Annotated in this window: 15 protein-coding genes and 1 tRNA gene; 11 read left to right on the top strand and 5 right to left on the bottom strand. The window is 66.0% G+C overall.

All coding sequences use genetic code 11. The annotated features are described in order from the left end of the window. The first annotated feature begins 159 nt into the window (after window positions 1-159). The 8 genes from BIZ42_RS03730 to pnp all read left to right on the top strand — a co-directional run bounded on the left by BIZ42_RS03730 (window position 160) and on the right by pnp (window position 9,776). Window positions 160-236, top strand: a tRNA-Met gene (locus tag BIZ42_RS03730). 477 nt (window positions 237-713) lie between these two features. Further along, window positions 714-1,304: a ribosome maturation factor RimP gene (rimP, locus tag BIZ42_RS03725; protein ID WP_019182689.1), complete on the top strand. Its 591-nt coding sequence runs from the start codon at window positions 714-716 to the stop codon at window positions 1,302-1,304. Window positions 1,305-1,308: 4 nt separating this feature from the next. Next, complete coding sequence (gene nusA / locus BIZ42_RS03720) at window positions 1,309-2,820, top strand: transcription termination factor NusA (protein ID WP_019182690.1); 1,512 nt, start codon at window positions 1,309-1,311, stop codon at window positions 2,818-2,820. Window positions 2,821-2,915: 95 nt separating this feature from the next. Next, a complete protein-coding gene (gene infB, locus BIZ42_RS03715) occupies window positions 2,916-5,555 on the top strand; it encodes a translation initiation factor IF-2 (protein ID WP_070425586.1) in 2,640 nt (879 codons plus the stop codon). A gap of 75 nt (window positions 5,556-5,630) precedes the next feature. Then, entirely contained in the window at window positions 5,631-6,053 is a 423-nt protein-coding gene (rbfA, locus tag BIZ42_RS03710) for a 30S ribosome-binding factor RbfA (RefSeq protein WP_019182692.1), read from the top strand. A gap of 118 nt (window positions 6,054-6,171) precedes the next feature. After that, entirely contained in the window at window positions 6,172-7,083 is a 912-nt protein-coding gene (truB, locus tag BIZ42_RS03705; protein ID WP_070425585.1) for a tRNA pseudouridine(55) synthase TruB, read from the top strand. Between the two features lie 173 nt (window positions 7,084-7,256). Continuing rightward, the gene (gene rpsO / locus BIZ42_RS03700) at window positions 7,257-7,517 is read left to right on the top strand and encodes a 30S ribosomal protein S15 (RefSeq protein WP_019182694.1); all 261 of its coding nucleotides are present in this window, start codon (window positions 7,257-7,259) and stop codon (window positions 7,515-7,517) included. Between the two features lie 147 nt (window positions 7,518-7,664). Beyond that, window positions 7,665-9,776: a polyribonucleotide nucleotidyltransferase gene (gene pnp / locus BIZ42_RS03695; RefSeq protein WP_019182695.1), complete on the top strand. Its 2,112-nt coding sequence runs from the start codon at window positions 7,665-7,667 to the stop codon at window positions 9,774-9,776. 173 nt (window positions 9,777-9,949) lie between these two features. On the opposite strand, the gene BIZ42_RS03690 is transcribed toward pnp, so the two are convergent. Next, window positions 9,950-10,333 (bottom strand): VOC family protein, encoded by a 384-nt coding sequence (locus tag BIZ42_RS03690; protein ID WP_216636719.1) that lies wholly within the window; start codon window positions 10,331-10,333, stop codon window positions 9,950-9,952. A 372-nt stretch (window positions 10,334-10,705) separates the two neighbouring features. Between BIZ42_RS03690 and BIZ42_RS03685 the strand changes: the two genes are divergently transcribed. Then, the gene (locus BIZ42_RS03685; protein WP_070425583.1) at window positions 10,706-11,890 is read left to right on the top strand and encodes a glycoside hydrolase family 18 protein; all 1,185 of its coding nucleotides are present in this window, start codon (window positions 10,706-10,708) and stop codon (window positions 11,888-11,890) included. 50 nt (window positions 11,891-11,940) lie between these two features. Continuing rightward, on the top strand, window positions 11,941-13,539 hold the full coding sequence (locus BIZ42_RS03680; protein ID WP_237393555.1) for a winged helix-turn-helix domain-containing protein: 1,599 nt from the start codon (window positions 11,941-11,943) through the stop codon (window positions 13,537-13,539). Here the strand turns inward: BIZ42_RS03680 and BIZ42_RS03675 are convergent. The 4 genes from BIZ42_RS03675 to BIZ42_RS03660 all read right to left on the bottom strand — a co-directional run bounded on the left by BIZ42_RS03675 (window position 13,508) and on the right by BIZ42_RS03660 (window position 16,831). Then, window positions 13,508-14,587, bottom strand: a complete 1,080-nt coding sequence (locus tag BIZ42_RS03675; RefSeq protein ID WP_083279781.1) for a serine hydrolase — start codon at window positions 14,585-14,587, stop codon at window positions 13,508-13,510. The genes BIZ42_RS03680 and BIZ42_RS03675 overlap by 32 nt on opposite strands. Before the next feature lie 108 nt (window positions 14,588-14,695). Continuing rightward, the gene (locus tag BIZ42_RS03670) at window positions 14,696-16,261 is read right to left on the bottom strand and encodes a PepSY-associated TM helix domain-containing protein (protein ID WP_070425581.1); all 1,566 of its coding nucleotides are present in this window, start codon (window positions 16,259-16,261) and stop codon (window positions 14,696-14,698) included. Window positions 16,262-16,271: 10 nt separating this feature from the next. Further along, entirely contained in the window at window positions 16,272-16,535 is a 264-nt protein-coding gene (locus tag BIZ42_RS03665) for a hypothetical protein (RefSeq protein WP_019182701.1), read from the bottom strand. Continuing rightward, entirely contained in the window at window positions 16,535-16,831 is a 297-nt protein-coding gene (locus BIZ42_RS03660; RefSeq protein ID WP_019182702.1) for a hypothetical protein, read from the bottom strand. The genes BIZ42_RS03665 and BIZ42_RS03660 overlap by 1 nt, the downstream gene beginning before the upstream one ends. A 407-nt stretch (window positions 16,832-17,238) precedes the next feature. On the opposite strand from BIZ42_RS03660, the gene thrS reads away from it, so the two are divergent. Further along, window positions 17,239-19,143: a threonine--tRNA ligase gene (gene thrS / locus BIZ42_RS03655; RefSeq protein ID WP_070425580.1), complete on the top strand. Its 1,905-nt coding sequence runs from the start codon at window positions 17,239-17,241 to the stop codon at window positions 19,141-19,143. Window positions 19,144-19,171: the final 28 nt, after the last annotated feature.

Raw genomic sequence — 19,171 nt, 5'->3', positions numbered from 1 at the left:
GCTTTTTTCGTTCCAGTCCCGGTAGAGCCGACCGTTGGTCGGCTGCCGTTCCTGGGCGAGAGGGGAAACCGTTCCCCGGCTGCCGTTCCTCGGTGCGAGGTATTCGTTTCAACATGGGGTTGCACGGGAATGAAAACTCCCTTACAATTCCGCTTCTGCTGCGGGGTGGAGCAGTCTGGCAGCTCGTCGGGCTCATAACCCGAAGGTCGCAGGTTCAAATCCTGCCCCCGCTACCACAGAAAATCTGCAGTGCAGATGCAGTAGACGAAAAGGCGATCTCGGCAACGAGGTCGCTTTTTTCGTTGGGTCACGGCGCCTTCTTCGGACCTGCCCGCGCCGCTGCCCACGACGAGGGTTACACAGCCGCTTGGCTGTTCAGCTTTTCGAACAGGGACGCCAGAGGCCACCCCAACCATTGCACCAGCGCGGTGCAACGGCTATCATCAGTGGCTTAGCGGACTGTCTATTCCTATCCCCTCAAGGGATATGAACAGGCCCCGCGACCGGCTTCCAGGAACGGCAACCTGTACCCAGGCCGCCGTGACCCCCCGGAACGCTGGGCTCGCAGACTCGCACCACGTGCGCATCTGCACCGGAATCCAGCATGACCGGAGTTGTACCGGACAGGGGCCCAACGGGCCCTTTGTTGTTTCCGGAAGGTGGTCCAAGCCATGGACCAGACCGTATTTCTTTTCAACGAATCAAGGCCGACTGTGAGCGACAAGGCAACCGAAATCGCGAATCTGCTCGCCCCCACCGTTCAGTCGCTGGGTCTCGAGCTGCTGGGCGTGGAATATCTGACCGCCCCGGGTGGTGCCACGCTGCGCCTGTACATCGACGTGCCGCTGGCCGAACAGCCCGAGCGCATCGTCAACATCGACGACTGCGAGCGCGTCAGCCGCGAAGTGTCCGCCCAGCTGGACGTCGAAGACCCGATCACGGCGAACTACACGCTGGAAGTGTCTTCGCCGGGCGTGGACCGCCCGCTGTTCACCGGTGAGCAGTTCCAGCGCGCCATCGGCGAATCGGCCAAGGTGACGCTCAGCCTGCCGCAGGACGGCCGCCGCCGTCTGCAGGGCGAGATTCTCGCCGTGGATATCGAACAGGGCACGGTGACCTTCAAGGTCGACAATGCTCCGTTCACCGCCGACATCGAAAACATCGACAAGGCACGCATCATGCCGGACTGGGCCGCCCTCGGCCTGGCTCCGACCAAACCGACTGGCCCGGCACCCAAACAGGGTGGCAAGGCGAACAAGAAACCATCCAACGAGCCGGCGGCCAAAAAGCCGCGCGCGGAGTGAGCCAATGAGCAAGGAACTTTTGCTGGTAGTGGATGCGGTCGCCAACGAAAAAGGCGTCCCGCGCGAAGTCATCTTCGATGCCATCGAGGCAGCGTTGGCTTCGGCTGCCAAAAAGCGTTACCCGGAAGAAGAAGTGCTGGCCCGTGTGTCGATCGACCACAAGGACGGCAACTACGAAACTTTCCGCCGCTGGGAAGTGGTGGCCGATGACGTGGTCATGGAGTCTCCGGACCGCCAGATCCGTCTGATGGACGCCATCGATGAAGCCGACGGCGTGGAAGTCGGCGATTTCATCGAAGAGCAGATCGAAAACCCGGACTTCGGCCGTATCGCCGCACAGGCCGCCAAGCAGGTGATCGTCCAGCGCGTGCGCGAGGCCGAGCGTCAGCAGGTGGTCGATGCGTGGAAGGATCGCGTTGGCGAACTGGTCACCGGTGTGGTCAAGCGCGCCGAGCGCGGCAACATCTATGTGGACCTGGGCGGCAACGCCGAGGCCTTCATCCCGAAGGACAAGGGCATTCCGCGCGACGTGCTGCGCGCTGGCGACCGCGTGCGCGGTTACCTGGCCGAAGTCCGTTCGGAACCGCGTGGCCCGCAGCTGTTCATCAGCCGTGCCGCCCCGGAATTCATGATCGAACTGTTCAAGCTCGAAGTGCCGGAAGTCGGCCAGGGCCTGGTCGAGATCAAGGCCTGCGCACGTGATCCGGGCGACCGCGCCAAGATCGCCGTGCTGGCCCATGATTCGCGTACCGATCCGATCGGTGCCTGCATCGGCATGCGCGGTTCGCGCGTGCAGGCCGTGTCCAACGAGCTCAACGGCGAGCGCGTGGACATCGTGCTGTGGAACGAGAACCCCGCCAACTTCGTCATCAATGCGATGGCGCCGGCGGAAGTGCAGTCGATCATCGTCGATGAAGAAAAGCACTCGATGGACCTGGCCGTGGCGGAAGAGCGCCTGGCCCAGGCGATCGGCAAGGGCGGCCAGAACGTCCGTCTTGCCAGCCGCCTGACCGGTTGGCAGCTCAATGTGATGACCCAGGACCAGGTGACCGCCAAGTCCGAGGCAGAGCAGGGCGTTGCCCGCCAGCTGTTCATGGACAAGCTGGAAGTGGATGAAGAAATCGCCGCCATCCTGGTGACCGAAGGCTTCAACACCGTGGAAGAAATCGCCTACGTCCCGGTCGGCGAACTGCTGGCCGTGGAAGGCTTCGACGAAGACATCGTCGAAGAGCTGCGTGCCCGTGCCCGCGATGCGCTGCTCAACGAAGCGCTGGCGGTGGAAGAAGGTCTGGAGGACGGCTCGCCGTCGGAAGACCTGCTCGCCCTGGAAGGCATGGACGAGGCAACCGCCTACGCCCTGGCCGGTCACGGCGTGCGTACCAGTGAGGACCTGTCGGACCTGGCCGCCGACGAGATCCTCGAGTTCGGCATCGAGGACATGGACCAGGAGCGCGCCGCCGCCCTGATCCTTGCCGCCCGAGCCGAGGAGATCGCCCGCCTGGAGCGCGGCGAATGAGCCAGCGATGAACAGTGCCCTGACCCGCTCAGGGCTTAGACTCCGCGCTGCCTTCGCACGTTTCGAGGGAGCGCCAACCAGATCATAGGATCCGAATGTCGCAGCAAACCACCATCCGCAAGCTTGCCGAACTGGTCAATACCCCGGTCGATAAACTGCTCGTACAACTTGCCGAAGCCGGCATGAAGTTCAGCGGTCCCGACCAGGTCGTGACCAGTACCGAGAAGGTGAAGCTCCTGGGCTTCCTTCGTCGCTCGCACGGCAAGACCGAGCAGCCCGTCGAGAGCACCGACGAAGCCGCCAAGAAGATCACCCTGAACCGTCGCAAGTTGCAGGAAGTGACCGTCAGTGCCGGCCGCAGCAAGACCACCGTCAACGTGGAAGTGCGTCAGAAGCGTACCTACATGAAGGACGCCAGCGGCAAGCCGATGACCGCGGATGAGGAGCGCGCCGACATCCTGCGCAAGCTGGAGGAATCCCGCCAGCGCAATCTGGACGAGCAGCGCGCACTGGCCGAGAAGGACCGTGCGCGCGATGAAGAGATCGCCCGCAAGCGTCAGGAAGAAATCGACGCCAAGGAACGTGCCGAAGCCGAGCGCAAGGCGGCTGAAGCCGCTGCCGAAGCGGCCAAGAACGCACCGCCGGCCCCGGCCCCGGTTGCCGCCAAGCCGGCTGCTGCCGATGCACCGGCGCGCAATGCGCGCCCGGCGGCACCGTCGGCTGCCCGTCCGGCGCCGCGTTCGGACGATCGCAACTCGAACAACAACAACCGTCCGGGCGCCAAGCGCGACGACGATGGTGGCAACCGCTTTGCCGGTCAGCTGCATCTGTCGGCTGCCGATCGTGCCCGCCGCGGCAACAACAGCAACTCGCGCGGTCGTCCGACCGGGCGCGTGCAGCACGGCAGCCGCCGTGACAGCAACCAGTCGCGCAGTGGCGGTGGTGCCCATGGCTTCGAACGTCCGGTCGCTCCGATCGTGCGTGACGTCACCATCGGCGACACCATCACCGTCGCCGATCTGGCCCAGAAGCTGGCCGTCAAGGGCGGCGATGTGGTCAAGGCGCTGTTCAAGATGGGCGTCATGGCGACCATCACCCAGACCATCGACCACGACACCGCCGCGCTGGTGACCGAAGAACTCGGCCACAACGTGATCCGTGCCAACACCAACGACGCCGAAGACGCGCTGCTGGCGCTGGCCGGTGGCAACCAGGGCGAGCCGGTGGCACGTCCGCCGGTGGTCACCATCATGGGCCACGTCGATCACGGCAAGACCTCGCTGCTGGATTACATCCGCCGCACCAAGGTCGCCACGGGCGAAGCCGGTGGCATCACCCAGCACATCGGTGCGTACCACGTTGAAACGCCGAAGGGCGTGATCAGCTTCCTGGATACCCCGGGCCACGCGGCGTTTACGTCCATGCGTGCCCGCGGTGCCAAGCTGACCGACATCGTGGTGCTGGTGGTGGCGGCCGATGACGGCGTCATGCCGCAGACCAAGGAAGCCATCCAGCACGCCCGTTCGGCGGGTGTGCCGCTGATCGTGGCGATCAACAAGATCGACAAGTCCGGCGCCGATCCGATGCGCGTCAAGAACGAGCTGCTCACCGAGCAGGTCGTGTCCGAAGACTTCGGTGGCGATACCCAGATGGTCGAGATCTCGGCCAAGGCTGGCCTGGGCATCGACGACCTGCTGGACGCGATCTCGATCCAGGCCGAACTGCTGGAGCTGAAGGCCGTGGCCGACGGCCGCGCCAGCGGCGTGGTCATCGAGTCCTCGCTGGATAAGGGCCGCGGCCCGATCGCCACCGTGCTGGTGCAGCAGGGTTCGCTGAAGAAGGGCGATTACCTGGTCTGCGGTATCCAGTACGGCCGCGTGCGCGCCCTGTTCGACGAAACCGGCGCACAGCCCGACCAGGCTGGCCCGTCGATTCCGGTGCAGGTGCTGGGTCTGTCCGGCGTGCCGGATGCCGGCGATGACTTCGTCGTGGTCGAAGACGAGCGTCTGGCCAAGGACGTCGCGCAGCAGCGCGAAACCAAGCGCCGTGAATCGCGCCTGGTGCAGTCCGCTGGCAGCCGCATGGAAGACATCATGGCGACCCTGGGCAAGGGCGATGGCCAGCAGGTGCTGAACCTGGTGATCAAGGCCGACGTGCAGGGTTCGGTGCAGGCGCTGAGCCAGGCACTGGTCGCGCTGTCCAACGACGACATCCGCATCAACGTGATCCACTCCGGCGTGGGCGGCATCACCGAATCGGACGCCAACTCGGCGGTTGCCTCCAAGGCCACCGTCATCGGCTTCAACGTGCGTGCCGACGCCTCCGCGCGTCGCATCATCGAGTCCAACGGTGTGGACCTGCGTTACTTCTCGATCATCTATGACGTGATCGATCAGGTGAAGCAGGTGGCCTCCGGTCTGCTCGGCGTGGAAATCCGCGAAGAGATCATCGGTATCGCCCAGGTCCGCGATGTGTTCCGCAGCTCGAAGTTCGGTGCCGTCGCAGGCTGCATGATCATCGAAGGTACGGTGAAGCGCAGCAAGCCGATCCGCGTCCTGCGCGACAGCGTCGTGGTGTTCGAAGGCGAGCTGGAATCGCTGCGTCGCTTCAAGGAGAACGTCGAGGAAGTCCGCAACGGTACCGAATGCGGTATCGGCGTGAAGGCTTACAACGACGTCAAGCCGGGTGACCAGATCGAGTGCTTCGAGCGTATCGAAGTGCCGCGCACCCTGTAATGTTCCAGGCCGGACCGCATCACGCGGTCCGGCTTTTTCGCTTTCGCATCACCCTTCAAGACGAGTCCGCCTACCGTGCCAAAGACCTTCCATCGAACCGACCGTGTTTCCGCCCAGATCCGCCGTGAACTGGGAACACTCGTGCACAACGCAGTGCGTGAACACGGCCTGCCTTCGGTGAGCGTCTCCGACGTGGAAATCACCCGTGACATGGCACATGCCAAGATCTTCGTCACGGCGCTGATGCCCGAACGTTCGGTGGAAGCGATGAAGGGCCTGAAGGAACTGGCCTGGGGCCTGCGCATGGAGCTGGCGCGTGCGATGAAGCTGCGCCATGTGCCCGAACTGCACTTCCACTACGATGATTCGGTGGATCGCGGCGAGCGCATCGACAACATCCTGCGCGATCTGCCCGATACGCTGGCGGCAGAGAAGAGCCGGCAGGGCGATGACGACGGTGGCGACGATGCTGCCGACGAAGGCGAAAAGAACGCCTGATGGACCAACAGCCCGCAAGGGCTGTTGTCTTATGGGGCGGGGCCTGTCGCAGTGCGACCGCTCCGCCGGAGGCCGGATTGACCGGCAGCGCCACACGGCGCCGATTTGAATTGAATGCATGGCACCCCGAATTTCGTTCCGTCGCCTGGATGGCATCCTGCTGCTCGACAAGCCGACCGGCATGAGCTCCAACGCAGCCTTGCAGGTGGCACGCCGTCTGTACCGCGCCGAGAAGGGCGGCCACACCGGCAGCCTGGATCCGCTGGCGACCGGCCTGCTGCCACTGTGCTTTGGTGAAGCCACCAAGATCGCCGGTCTGCTGCTGGGCTCGGCCAAGGCCTATGACGCCGAGGTGGTGCTGGGCCAGACCACCGATACCGATGATTCCGATGGTGCGGTACTGCGCGAGCGGCCGGTGCCGGCCATCAGCGCGGCCGAACTGGAGGCGGCGCTGGCACCGCTGCGCGGCCCCATCCGCCAGCGCGCGCCGATCTACTCCGCGCTCAAGCAGGGCGGCGAGCCGCTGTATCTGAAGGCGCGCCGCGGTGAGGCCATCGAGGCCCCCGAACGCGACGTGGAGGTCCACGCCCTGGAGGTGCTGGACCAGCAGCCGACCCGTCTGTCGCTGCGGGTGACCTGCGGTTCAGGCACTTACATCCGCAGCCTGGCCCGCGATCTGGGCGAGACCCTGGGCTGCGGCGCCCATATCGCCGGCCTGCGCCGGCTGTGGGTGGATCCCTTCCGTGAGGCGCCGATGGTCACCCTGGAGACCCTGCGCGGCCTGGCCGAGCAGGGCGATGAGGCCGGCATGGAGGCCCTGCTGCTGCCGCTGGACGCGGGTCTGGCGCATTACCCCCGGATCACGCTGAACGAGGAGCAGACCCCTCGCTTCCGCGTGGGCCAGCGCATCCGCGATGGCGGCTGGCCGCAGGGTGGGGTGGTCGTGTTCGGGCCGGGCGAGGCGATCCAGGGCCTGGGGCAGGTCGACGAGACCGGTCTGCTGGCCCCGCAGCGCCTGTTCAACCTCTGACCGGCCCCGGCCGGGCACCACCCCGGTCCTTGTCCCGGACGGCCGCTGACGTTACAATTTCGCGGCCTTTTCAGGCTTCCCGCGTTCTGCGGGTTCATCCTTTCGTTAACGGCGAGTCGCGCGGTACGTCAACCGGACGTTTCTGCGGGCCACGCATCCAAGAGAAAACTGATATGTCGATCGACACCCAGAAGGTCATTGAAGAAAACAAGCGCAGCGCGGCTGACACCGGCTCCCCGGAAGTCCAGGTCGCCCTGCTGACCGCCCGCATCGAACTGCTGACCGGCCACTTCAAGACCCACAAGAAGGATCACCACAGCCGTCGTGGTCTGCTGCAGATGGTCAACCGTCGCCGCAGCCTGCTCGACTACCTGAAGAAGAAAGACGCTCCGCGTTACAAGGCCCTGATCGAAAAGCTCGGCCTGCGTCGCTAAGCACGAACCCCCACCGCGGCGCAGGAATGCGCCGCGGTTTTGTTTTGGTAGTACCGCAATAAACGCCTGGGCCGGACAACCGGTCACCCGTCGGCGGCAAGGGTCGCCCGCGGTCCATTGAAGAAAGCATCATCCAAGGAAACCCCCGTGGCAAAAATCACCAAAACCTTCCAGTACGGCAAGCACACCGTCACGCTTGAAACCGGCGAAATCGCCCGTCAGGCCGGCGGTGCCGTCATCGTCAAGTTCGACGACACCGTGCTGCTGGTCTCCGCCGTTGCCGCCAAGAGCGCGCGTGAGGGCCAGGACTTCTTCCCCCTGACCTGCGACTATCAGGAGAAGTTCTACGCCGGTGGCCGTATCCCGGGCGGTTTCTTCAAGCGCGAAGGCCGCGCGACCGAAAAAGAGACGCTGATTTCGCGCCTGATCGATCGCCCGATCCGTCCGCTGTTCCCGGAAGACTACAAGAACGAAGTTCAGATCATCGCCACGGTGATGTCGCTGAACCCGGACATCGATGGTGACATCGCTGCCCTGATCGGCGCCTCGGCCGCGCTGTCGCTGGCCGGCACCCCGTTCAAGGGTCCGATCGCCGCCGCCAAGGTGGGTTACAAGAACGGTGAGTACATCCTCAACCCGACCGTGACCGAACTGAAGGATTCGGAGCTGGAACTGGTTGTCGCCGGTACCGCCAACGCCGTGCTGATGGTGGAATCCGAAGCCGCGCTGCTGTCCGAAGACGTGATGCTGGGCGCCGTGACCTTCGGTCATCGCGAAATGCAGAAGGTCATCAACGCGATCAACGAGCTGACCGTGGAAGCCGGCACCAAGCCGTCGACCTGGGAAGCCCCGGCCAAGAACACCGCGCTGATCAGCGCCCTGCAGGAAGCCATCGGCCCGCGCCTGGGCGAAGCCTTCCAGGTGCGCGACAAGCTGCAGCGCCGTGACGCCATCTCGGCGATCAAGAAGGACGTGACCGAGTCGCTGGCAGGCCGTGTGGCCGCTGATGGCTGGAACCCGGCCGAGCTGTCGAAGGAATTCGGCGAGCTGGAATACAGCACCATGCGCAACTCGGTGCTCGACACCAAGGTCCGCATCGACGGCCGTGCGCTGGACACCGTCCGCCCGATCTCGGTGAAGACCGGCATCCTGCCGCGTACCCACGGTTCCTCGCTGTTCACCCGCGGTGAAACGCAGGCCATCGTGACCATCACCCTGGGCACCGCCCGTGATGGCCAGGTCATCGATGCCGTTGCCGGTGAGTACAAGGAAAACTTCCTCTTCCATTACAACTTCCCCCCCTACTCGGTGGGTGAGACCGGCCGCATGATGGGCCCGAAGCGTCGCGAAATCGGCCACGGCCGCCTCGCCAAGCGCGGCGTGCTGGCAGTGATGCCGTCGCTGGAAGCCTTCCCGTACACCATCCGCGTGGTGTCGGAAATCACCGAATCCAACGGCTCCTCGTCGATGGCCTCGGTCTGCGGTTCCTCGCTGGCCCTGATGGACGCCGGCGTGCCGGTCAAGTCGCCGGTGGCCGGTATCGCCATGGGTCTGGTCAAGGAAGGCGATCGCTTCGTCGTCCTGTCCGACATCCTGGGTGACGAAGATCACCTGGGCGACATGGACTTCAAGGTGGCCGGTACTGCTGAGGGCATCTCCGCCCTGCAGATGGACATCAAGATCGAAGGCATCACCGAAGAGATCATGAAGCAGGCACTGCAGCAGGCCAAGGCTGGCCGTCTGCACATCCTGGGTGAAATGGCCCACGGCCTGACCGCCCCGCGCGAAGAGCTGTCGGACTACGCGCCGCGCCTGCTGACCATCAAGATCCACCCGGACAAGATCCGCGAAGTGATCGGCAAGGGTGGTTCCACCATCCAGGCCATCACCAAGGAAACCGGCACCCAGATCGACATCCAGGATGACGGCACCATCGTCATCGCCTCGGTCAACGCCATCGCTGCGCAGGCTGCCAAGGCCCGCATCGAGCAGATCACCTCGGACGTCGAGCCGGGCCGCATCTACGAAGGCAAGGTCGCCAAGATCATGGACTTCGGTGCGTTCGTCACGATCCTGCCGGGCAAGGACGGTCTGGTCCACGTGTCGCAGATCTCCAGCGACCGCGTCGAGAAGGTCGGCGACGTGCTGAAGGAAGGCGATGTGGTCAAGGTCAAGGTGCTGGAAGTCGACAAGCAGGGCCGTATCCGCCTGTCGATGAAGGCCGTCGAAGAAGGCGAAGGCGCCGCTGCCGCCGAGTGATCGGCCCACGCCGATCGGACGGTAGGTGAGGACCGTTGGTCCTCACGCTTTCGCAGACAAAAAAAAGCGGGCTTCGGCCCGCTTTTTTTGTGCCCGCATGTCCAACCAACAGCGCCGGTTCGCGGTGGAGTGCCATGCCATGCCACGCATGGCTGCCGTTGGGTGGGGGCGCATTACGCCAGATAGCGCGATACCTCGATCAGATTCCGGTCCGGATCGCGGAAATACACTGACAGGATCGGTCCGGTGGCACCCGTCCGCTGGACCGGTCCTTCTTCGACGGTCACGCCCTGCGCCTGCAGGTGCGCCAGGATCTCGTCCATGGTCGCGTAGGTGATCAGGCACAGGTCCGCTGAGCCCGGTGTCGGCCGTTCGGCCTTGGGGTCGAATTCGTTGCCGTGCGCATGCAGGTTGATCTTCTGCAGGCCGAAGCGCAGCGCCTTGCGCCCCTCGCCAAAGGTATCCACCTCCATGCCCAGCACGCGGTGGTAGAACTCACAGGTCGCGGCGACATCCGCCACGGTCAGGACCAGGTGGTCCAATCGGTCGATATGCAGGTCGGTCATCGGTGTCACGCAGCAGGCAGTCACTATCGCTGAACTGTAAAACCGATGACGCAAGGCGGGGGTGAACACCTGTCGCCGTCAGGCATGCAGGCATGCACGCATGCAGGCATACATGCGGGCGGCGCGGGTGGGCGGCGCGGCAGAGCGGGACAGACCGCGCGGTCGTCCGCTGCGGGCGGCGACTTCGAGTGACGCGTGCGTGGCGCGTACCGGGTGTTGCCGCACGGCCTGAGGACAGCCGCCAGGCCTGCGTGGGTCAGCCGTCAGTGTCCGCTGGACGGATTCGCAGGACATCACCGCGCAAAGCGCCCGCGCACCACAGCACGCTGCTAACGTGGCTTCGCCTTCGCCCCGGGAGATCCCATGTTCCGTCCAACCGTCGCTGTCCTGGCCGTTCTGATCGCCAGCGTGATGCCGCAGGCCGCCTCCGCCACGGAGTCGTTGCCCAAGGTGATCGGCGCGTACTACCCGGGGGGTTCGGCGGACCGCTACCCGGTGGAGACCATTCCGGCCGATACGCTCACCCATCTGTTCTATGCGTTCGCCACCATCGACCAAGGTCAATGCGCGGTCGCGCCGCAGGCCGATGCACATTTCAGGGCACTGGCCGCGCTCAAGCGTGCGCATCCGACGCTGCACACCCTGATCTCGATCGGCGGCTGGAACGCGGGCGGGTTCTCCGATGCGGCGCTGACCGCGGAAAGCCGCGAACGCTTCGTGGCCTCCTGCGTGGCGATGTTCTTCGAGCGCCATCGCGGCAGCTTCGATGGCGTGGACATCGACTGGGAGTTCCCGGTATATGGCGGCCCGACCGAGATCACCGACCGCCCGGAAGATCGCCGCAACATGACCCTGCTGGTGCGCGAGTTCCGCCGCCAGCTCGATGCGCTGGACAAGAAAGACGGCCAGCACCGGCTGGTCACCGCTGCGCTGCCCGCCGGCCGCGTGCAGACCGATGGCCCGTATGATCCGGCCCGCAGCTATGAACTCAAGGAGCTCGGCCGCGCGCTCGATTTCATCAACCTGATGAGCTACGACATGGGCACCGGCTTCTCGGCGGTGTCCACCTTCAACGCGCCGCTGCATGAGGTACCAGAAGATCCGCTGGCGCCGGAACTGAAACGCTGGAACAGCGTGGCCCGCGCGGTGGCCTACTACGAGCAGCACGGTGTGCCGAAAGACAAGCTGGTGCTGGGTGTGCCGTTCTACGGCCGTGGGTTCCAGCTGGAGGGCGATGCCAACCAGGGCCTCTACCAGCGCTACAGCGCGCCGCATCCGGCCGGCGACTGGGCGCAGATCCAGGCCAGCATGCTCGGCCAGCCCGGCTGGGAGCGGCACTGGCACCCGGTCGCGCAGACGCCGTGGTTGTACAACGCCACCGGGAAGGTCTTCGTCAGCTATGAGGATCCTACCTCGATCGGTCTGCGCGCCAGCTTCGCCAAGGACAGCGGTCTGCGCGGCGTCTTCATGTGGGAGCTGACCGGTGACGACGCGCAGGGTAGCCTGCTCAAGGCCATGGTGGCGCCGTTCCGGGAACCTGCGAAGTAAGCGCGCCGAACGCCGCCGCCACGCACGCGGCGTGCCCTATGCTTGCCGCCATGGAGACTGTCCGCCTGCTGGATCTGCACATCGACCGCCCTGCCCAGCAGGTGCGGCGAGGGGATCAGGTATTGCCGGTCGCCGGGTTGAGTTGGCGGCTGCTGGACTGCCTGCTGGCCCACGGCAACGCCGTCGTCGATTTCGACACGCTCGCCGATCAGGTCTGGGCACCGGCGGTGGTCGGCGAGGATGCGATCAGCCAGCGGGTGAAGCTGCTCCGGCAGGCGCTGGGCGATGACGGTCGCCGGCCGCGCTACATCCGCTCGGTCCGTGGCCGTGGCTACCAGTTGTGCGCCTCGCCGCAGCCGGTGATGCGTGATGCCGTTGCCAGCGCCAGCACGGAGGGCACTCCGGTCGCACCGGGCGCGCGCGCACCCGCACGGTGGGTCTGGCTGGCTGGGGTAACGGTCGCCGCTGCTGCCGTCGTGTTTACTTTCGTACGTCCCGCCAGCGCACCGGCGTCGCCAGCGGAGGCGGTGCTGCAGCGCGCCGCCTATTACGCGGGTATCGGCCAGGCCAGCAACAACGAACGGGCGATCGCGTTGTACCGCCAGGCGCTGCAGATCGACCCTGAATCGCTTATCGCACGGCGTGGACTCGCCCGGGCGCTGGCGGCCGATGCCTGTCTGTTCAACGGCGCGCGCGAGCGTGCGCAGGAGGCGCTGGTGTTGAGCAGCCAGCTGGTGCTCAAGGCGCCGGAAGATGCCGCCGGCTGGGCCGCACGCGGCTATGCCCACGACTGCCTTGGTGCGATGTCGCGCGCCATGGCGGACTACCGGCAGGCACTGCGGCGCGACCCGGGTGACGAGCGCACGCGCGCATCGCTGGCCTATCTGCAGCAGGAAAAAGGCGACCTCGCGCAGGCCCTGCAGGACAACCTGTCGCTGCGCGCGCCCGAGCGGGTTCGGTTCCGCGACGTGCAGCTCGCACGCGAGCTTGAGCTGTTGGGGTTCACCGATGCGGCCGCTCGCCGGCACGCGCACAACTTCCAGCTCTATCCGGACAATGTGTTCGCCAACATCGCCTGGCCGCACAGCCTGTTGGCAATGGGGGAGTCGGCCAAAGCACAGCAGGCGCTGGATCAGGCACTGGCTCGCGGGACGCCACATCCGCAGTTGCTGCGCCTGCAGGGCGAGATGCTGCTGTTGAGCGGGAATCGGAAGGGCGCCGCTGAAGCCTTCGAGCAGAGCCGGGCATTGCGCCCGCAGCAGTCGATGGGGCAGACCCTGGCCGGCCTCTATGGCGATCCGGCGCCTGCCCCGACCTGGATCGCCGAGCGCCTGCAGATGCTGGAAGGGCAAGGCGATGATGGCTGGTCCGACACCGCGCTGGAGCGTGCGATGTTGCTGCAGGCCCAGGGCGATGAGGCCGCTGCGCTGGTGGCCCTGCATCACGCGGTGAACGCCGGCTTCCGCGATGCGGCATGGTTGCGCGCCACCCCTTTGTTTGCGCCGCTGCGCGGTGCGGCCGGCTGGCAGGAACTGCTCGACACGATCGAGACAGACGTATCCGCCCAGCGCGCCCGGGTGTTGGCCGCCCCATGGCGGCCAACAGACCTCGATGGCCTCAGCGCAGCGCGGGCAGCAGGAACTCGGTAAGGATGCGGCGCGACTGCGGGTGGGCGTAGCTGCGGTTGTAAGCCTGGCTGGTGATCACCGCGACCAGCTTCTTGCCGGGCATCACGAACACGTAGTTGCCGCCGTTGCCGGACATCGACCAGACCGTGGTCTGGTGCCCATCGACCGGAAGCTTCAGCCCCCACCACTGATAGCCGTAGTCGCTGCCATCACCGGTGGTGGCCTGGGCGCTGACCATCGCGCGGACATAGCGGGCCGGGATCAGCTGCTTGCCCTGCCAGCGCCCCTCGGCGAGCACCAGCTCGCCCAGCCGCGCGAGGTCCCGGCTGCGGTAGCGCGTCCCGCCGCCGCCCATGCCGATGCCTTCCGGGGAGCGGTTCCATCTGCTCGTCGTGATCCCCAGCGGTCGTTCCAGCGCCTGCGCGGCGTAGTCGGCCAAGGGCTGCTTGGTGGCCTGTTCCAGCACCGCGCCGAGCACGAAGGAATTGGCCGTGCAGTAGGCATGCGCGCGACCGTGCGGGCTGTCTTCCGGGCGCGTCATCCACGGTGCGAAGCCCTTGACCGGCAGCGACAGCACGAAGTCCAGCCAGTGCTCGGTCACGTACATGCGTTCCTCGTGGCCGGCCGAGAACGCGTTTTCGTCATCACATTCCCACAGCGTGCTCATGGTGAGCAGGTCTTCCACGGTGGTGGCGCGCAGTCGCGGGTCGATCGGATGGTGGGCCGTGAACGCCGGGAAGTAGTCGTACACGCGGGCCTGCACGCCGGGCAGGGAGCCGTCGCCGATCGCCGCGCCGACCAGCATCGCGGTGACACTCTTGCTGGCCGAGCGCACGTCGTTGAGGGTATCCGCCGTGCCGCCGTTGAAGTAGCCCTCGTACGCCACCTGGCCGTCCACCAGCAGCACGATGCTGGTGACCTGCTTGATGTCCTGGCTGGCGATCGCCGACTCCAGCGCGGTGATCCGGGCTGCGTCCAACTGGGTGGGCCCGGCCAGTGCGGTCGGTGGCAGGGCCACCGCCAGGGCGAAGATCAGCGCGGCGGAAAAACGGGGGCGACAGGGGTGCATGGGCAAGGCTCCTCGAGATGAGGGCCGACTACGCCATGGGGCGATCTGAAGTGCTGGAAACCCGGCTGAAGAATTCTGAAGGCCCGCCGCCGCAAGCCTTCGAGGCGATCAGCGCGGTGCACTCCAGACGCTGTTCGGATCACCATGGCGTGCCCGGCGCAGGCTCGCACGCGCCAGGGTGGCAAAACCAAAGGCCAGTGCCAGCGCCACCGCGTCCACCCAGAACAGCGGCCAGTAGCCCCGTGCCGCGCTCGCCCATGGCCAGAAGCCGGTCAGGGCGCCATGCATTACCGCTACCAGCGCGGTGCTGATCGCGGCCGCCCACAGCAGCTCACGGGCCGCCTGGTCGGGGCGACGCAGCGCCGCCCACAGGGCGCAGACGCCCCAGGTGACGAAACAGATCCAGCGGATGCCGTGGTCCACCGCCTGCGGCGCGACCTGCTCCAGGATCTGTGCGCCGACGAAGCTGGCCGAGATCGCCACGCACAACCCGATGCATACCCCCACTGTCGCGCGGGCCATGTTGATCTGCGCGCGGCCTTGTTCGACCTGGCGTCGCTTGCGCCGCGATTCGATCCACAGCAGGTTGCCGGAGTAGAACAGGAAGGCGCCGCCCAGGCCGAGCAGGAAGTACAGCCACACCACCACGCCATTGCCGAATTCACCGAAATGCAGCGCATAGGCGGCACTCAGGGTGGCGTGGTTGGCATCGCGCTGGCCAGGCAACTGGCTGCTCAGCAGGCGGCCGCTGGCCGCATCCAGGCCGACCGCGCCGAGCGGCCCCAGGGTGCCGCCGGATTCGCCGGTGATCTCGATCGTGGCGTTGGCATCGCCGGCATGGGCGAGCTTGAGGAAGGCCGGCTCGAAATCAGCCACGCCCTGCGCCCGGGCCACCTCGATGGCGCGGGCATGCAGCATGCGCAGGTTGGTGTCATCGCCTGGCTGGCCGCTGGGCTCGCGTATCGGCGCGGTGTCCATCGCTGCCGGCACCGCCTGCAGCAGCTTGCCGTCGAAGATCAGCGGATTGAGCGCCGCCATCTGCAGGAAGACCAGGCAGAGCAGTGCGCCGGTCACCGCGAACATCAGGTGGAAGGGCAGGCTGAGTACGCCGATCACGTTGTGCGCGTCCTGCCACATCTGCTTGAGGTTGCGGCCCGGGCGCAGCGCGAACAGATCGCCCAGCAGTCTGGGCAGGTGGATGACCAGCCCGCTGAGCAGGGCCACGCCATACAGCAGGCTGACGATGCCCATCAGGTAGGTGCCCGCGACCGGCAGGCCGAGGCTGTAATGCAGTTCGTTGACCAGCTCCGCCAGCCCGGTCTGCGGCGGCGTGACACTGCCGTCGTAATGGTCCAGCCACGCGTACAGCCAGGTGCCCTTGGCATCCTGCCAATACGCGATCGGCTGCGGGTGATCGCCACCGGGGAAGGTCATGCCGACGTGGGCGCGCGCGGCCGGGTGGCGTTCGAGCACGCCATCGAGCAGGCGTTGCGCGTCGTCCAGGCTCGCGGCCGGTGTGTCCACCGCATGCGGGGTCTGCCACAGCGGCAGGTCGTGGTGGAACAGGGTCAGCGCGCCGGCGTAGAACGCGACGAACAGCGCGAAGCCGGCGACCAGGCCGACCCACGTGTGCACGGTGGTGAAGGTACGCAGGGTCTGGGAACTGAACTTCATCGCATCGCTCTCATTGCACCGCGCCGGTCAGGCGCAGCAGCCACAGCAGGCCGAACCCGGCCACGGCGGTGGCACTCATCACGGCCCACGCCCGCAGCCCGGTGCGGAAGCTGAAGGCCCAGATCGCAGCCAGCATCCACAGCGGGATGAACGCGATCAGGCTGGGTACCAGCGCGTTCTGCCACGGCCCCGGTGGCAGCCAGGCGATCAGCCCGGTCGCCGCGGCGGCCACGAAGAACCCCGCCAGGACGCCGGCGCCGGCCCGTGCCCACATCAGCGTGTCACCTGCGCCGGGCGGTGCCAGGCGGCGAGCAGGGGCAGCGCGATCGCCACCAGCATCCAGCTGCACAGCATCACCACCACGCCGGTGGCGATGCCCAGATTGGCGATCCACAGCCAGAGCGCCGCCACCGCGGCGACCAGGCTGATCTGCCGACCCAGGCGACCGGCCCGGCGCAGGCGCGGCCAGCGGCAGTGCGGCGAGGCGGCATACAGCGCCAGCGCCGAGAACGCCGAGCCGGCCAGCGCCAGGCTGCAGAAGCCAAGCGAGGTCAGGGCGACCGTGATCATCGGGTGGCCGCCAGCGCGCGCGGCAGGGCGCGGCAGGCCGGGAAGGAAGCGGGGCAGGGCATGGGGGAATCCAATCGGCAACCCTGTCCTGGTCAGGACAGTAACCCGCGCATGGTAATCATTGCCGTTTATGGGCGCCACACGTACACATTCAGGCGCCTGGGCAGGGGCATGCCGGCGCGCGGCGGCGCATTCATCGGCAGATTGGTTTAAGATCAGGGCATCTCTATCGAGGCAACAAGGTGGCCCGCGCCCTGCGCCGGTCTAGCGTGTGACATGAGCACTACCACCGCCCACCGCTGAACGCCCCCGACGGCCCCTGACGCAGGCGCCTTCGTGGCGCTTTTTTATTGCCTCGCCCCCGGATTCTCCAGGCCCCCTGCGGGCCACCAGACCAAAGCACTCTCATGATCGCGATCACGCTCCCCGACGGCAGCCGCCGTGAATTCGAACATCCCGTCAGTGTCATGGACGTCGCCCAGTCGATCGGCGCCGGCCTGGCCAAGGCCACCATCGCCGGTTCGGTGGATGGCGTGCTGGTCGATGCCAGTGACGTCATCGACCACGATGCCAGCCTGCGCATCATCACCGCCAAGGACGAGGAGGGCGTGGAGATCATCCGCCACTCCGCCGCCCATCTGGTCGGCCATGCGGTCAAGCAGCTGTACCCGGACGTCAAGATGGTGATCGGCCCGGTCATCGCCGAAGGCTTCTACTACGACATCTACTCCGAGCGTCCGTTCACGCCCGAAGACATGGCCGCCATCGAAAAGCGCATGGGCGAGCTGATCGCGCAGGACTACGACGTGATCAAGAAGGTCACTCCGCGTGCCGAGGTCATCGAGATCTTCAAGGCCCGTGGCGAGGACTACAAGCTGCGCCTGATCGAGGACATGTCGCCGGACATCCAGGCGATGGGCATGTACTACCACCAGGAATACGTGGACATGTGCCGCGGCCCGCACGTGCCCAACACGCGCTTCCTGAAGGCCTTCAAGCTGACCCGCATTTCCGGCGCCTATTGGCGCGGCGACGCGCAGAACGAGCAGCTGCAGCGCGTCTACGGCACCGCCTGGGCCGACAAGAAGCAGCTCGATGCGTACATCAAGCGCATCGAAGAGGCGGAGATGCGCGACCACCGTCGCATCGGCAAGCAGCAGGACCTGTTCCACCTGCAGGAAGAGGCCCCGGGCCTTGTGTTCTGGCACCCGAAGGGCTGGGCGCTGTGGCAGGTGGTCGAGCAGTACATGCGCAAGGTGTATCGCAATACCGGCTACGGCGAAGTGCGCTGCCCGCAGATCCTGGACGTGTCGCTGTGGCAGAAGTCCGGCCATTGGGACAACTACCAGGACGCGATGTTCTTCACCGAGTCGGAGAAGCGTACCTACGCGCTCAAGCCGATGAACTGCCCGGGCCACGTGCAGGTGTTCAACCAGGGGCTGCACAGCTACCGCGATCTGCCGATCCGCTACGGTGAGTTTGGTGCCTGCCACCGCAACGAGCCCTCCGGCGCGCTGCACGGCATCCTGCGCGTGCGTGGCTTTACCCAGGACGACGGCCACGTGTTCTGCACCGAAGACCAGGTCGAGGCGGAAGTGACCGCGTTCCACCAGCAGGCGCTGGCGGTGTACCAGCACTTCGGCTTCGAGGAGATCCAGGTCAAGATCGCGCTGCGGCCCGAATCGCGCCTGGGCGATGACAGCACGTGGGACAAGGCGGAGGGCGCATTGCGCTCGGCCCTGTCCAGCTGCGGGGTGGAATGGCAGGAGCTGCCGGGCGAGGGCGCCTTCTACGGCCCGAAGATCGAGTACCACCTCAAGGATGCCATCGGCCGTACCTGGCAGCTGGGCACGATGCAGGTCGATTTCATGATGCCTGGCCGCCTTGGCGCCGAGTATGTGGACGAAAACAGCCAGAAGAAGCATCCGGTCATGCTGCACCGCGCGATCGTCGGGTCCATGGAGCGTTTCCTGGGCATCCTGATCGAGCACCATGCCGGCCAGTTCCCGGCCTGGCTGGCCCCGACCCAGGTGGTGGTGGCCAATATCACCGACGCTCAGGCTGAATACGTCAGTGAAGTCAGGAAAACCCTTGCAGATCAAGGGTTCCGCGTGAACGCCGATTTGCGCAACGAGAAGATCGGATATAAGATTCGCGAGCATACGCTGCAGCGGGTCCCGTACCTGCTGGTGGTTGGCGACCGTGAGAAGGAAAACGGCGCCGTGGCCGTGCGTACGCGCTCTGGCGAAGATCTGGGCAGCATGTCCGTCCAGGCCTTCATCGAGCGGTTGCAGGCAGAACAGTCCGTGTAAGAAAGTCCCGGCCCTGCGGATGCTCCGC

The organism is Stenotrophomonas sp. LM091 (assembly GCF_001806305.1).
GTDB lineage: Bacteria > Pseudomonadota > Gammaproteobacteria > Xanthomonadales > Xanthomonadaceae > Stenotrophomonas > Stenotrophomonas bentonitica_A.
Note: the sequence above shows the minus strand (reverse complement) of the source record. Positions and strands in the feature narration are given on the sequence as shown.

Bases quoted from the DNA above. Each gene is read 5' to 3' on its own strand.
- nusA (WP_019182690.1), top strand. From the start codon at position 1,309: ATGAGCAAGGAACTTTTGCTGGTAGTGGATGCGGTCGCCAACGAAAAA.
- infB (WP_070425586.1), top strand. From the start codon at position 2,916: ATGTCGCAGCAAACCACCATCCGCAAGCTTGCCGAACTGGTCAATACC.
- truB (WP_070425585.1), top strand. From the start codon at position 6,172: ATGGCACCCCGAATTTCGTTCCGTCGCCTGGATGGCATCCTGCTGCTC.
- rpsO (WP_019182694.1), top strand. From the start codon at position 7,257: ATGTCGATCGACACCCAGAAGGTCATTGAAGAAAACAAGCGCAGCGCG.
- BIZ42_RS03685 (WP_070425583.1), top strand. From the start codon at position 10,706: ATGTTCCGTCCAACCGTCGCTGTCCTGGCCGTTCTGATCGCCAGCGTG.
- BIZ42_RS03680 (WP_237393555.1), top strand. From the start codon at position 11,941: ATGGAGACTGTCCGCCTGCTGGATCTGCACATCGACCGCCCTGCCCAG.
- BIZ42_RS03675 (WP_083279781.1), bottom strand. From the start codon at position 14,587: ATGCACCCCTGTCGCCCCCGTTTTTCCGCCGCGCTGATCTTCGCCCTG.
- BIZ42_RS03670 (WP_070425581.1), bottom strand. From the start codon at position 16,261: ATGAAGTTCAGTTCCCAGACCCTGCGTACCTTCACCACCGTGCACACG.
- BIZ42_RS03665 (WP_019182701.1), bottom strand. From the start codon at position 16,535: ATGTGGGCACGGGCCGGCGCCGGCGTCCTGGCGGGGTTCTTCGTGGCC.
- BIZ42_RS03660 (WP_019182702.1), bottom strand. From the start codon at position 16,831: ATGATCACGGTCGCCCTGACCTCGCTTGGCTTCTGCAGCCTGGCGCTG.
- thrS (WP_070425580.1), top strand. From the start codon at position 17,239: ATGATCGCGATCACGCTCCCCGACGGCAGCCGCCGTGAATTCGAACAT.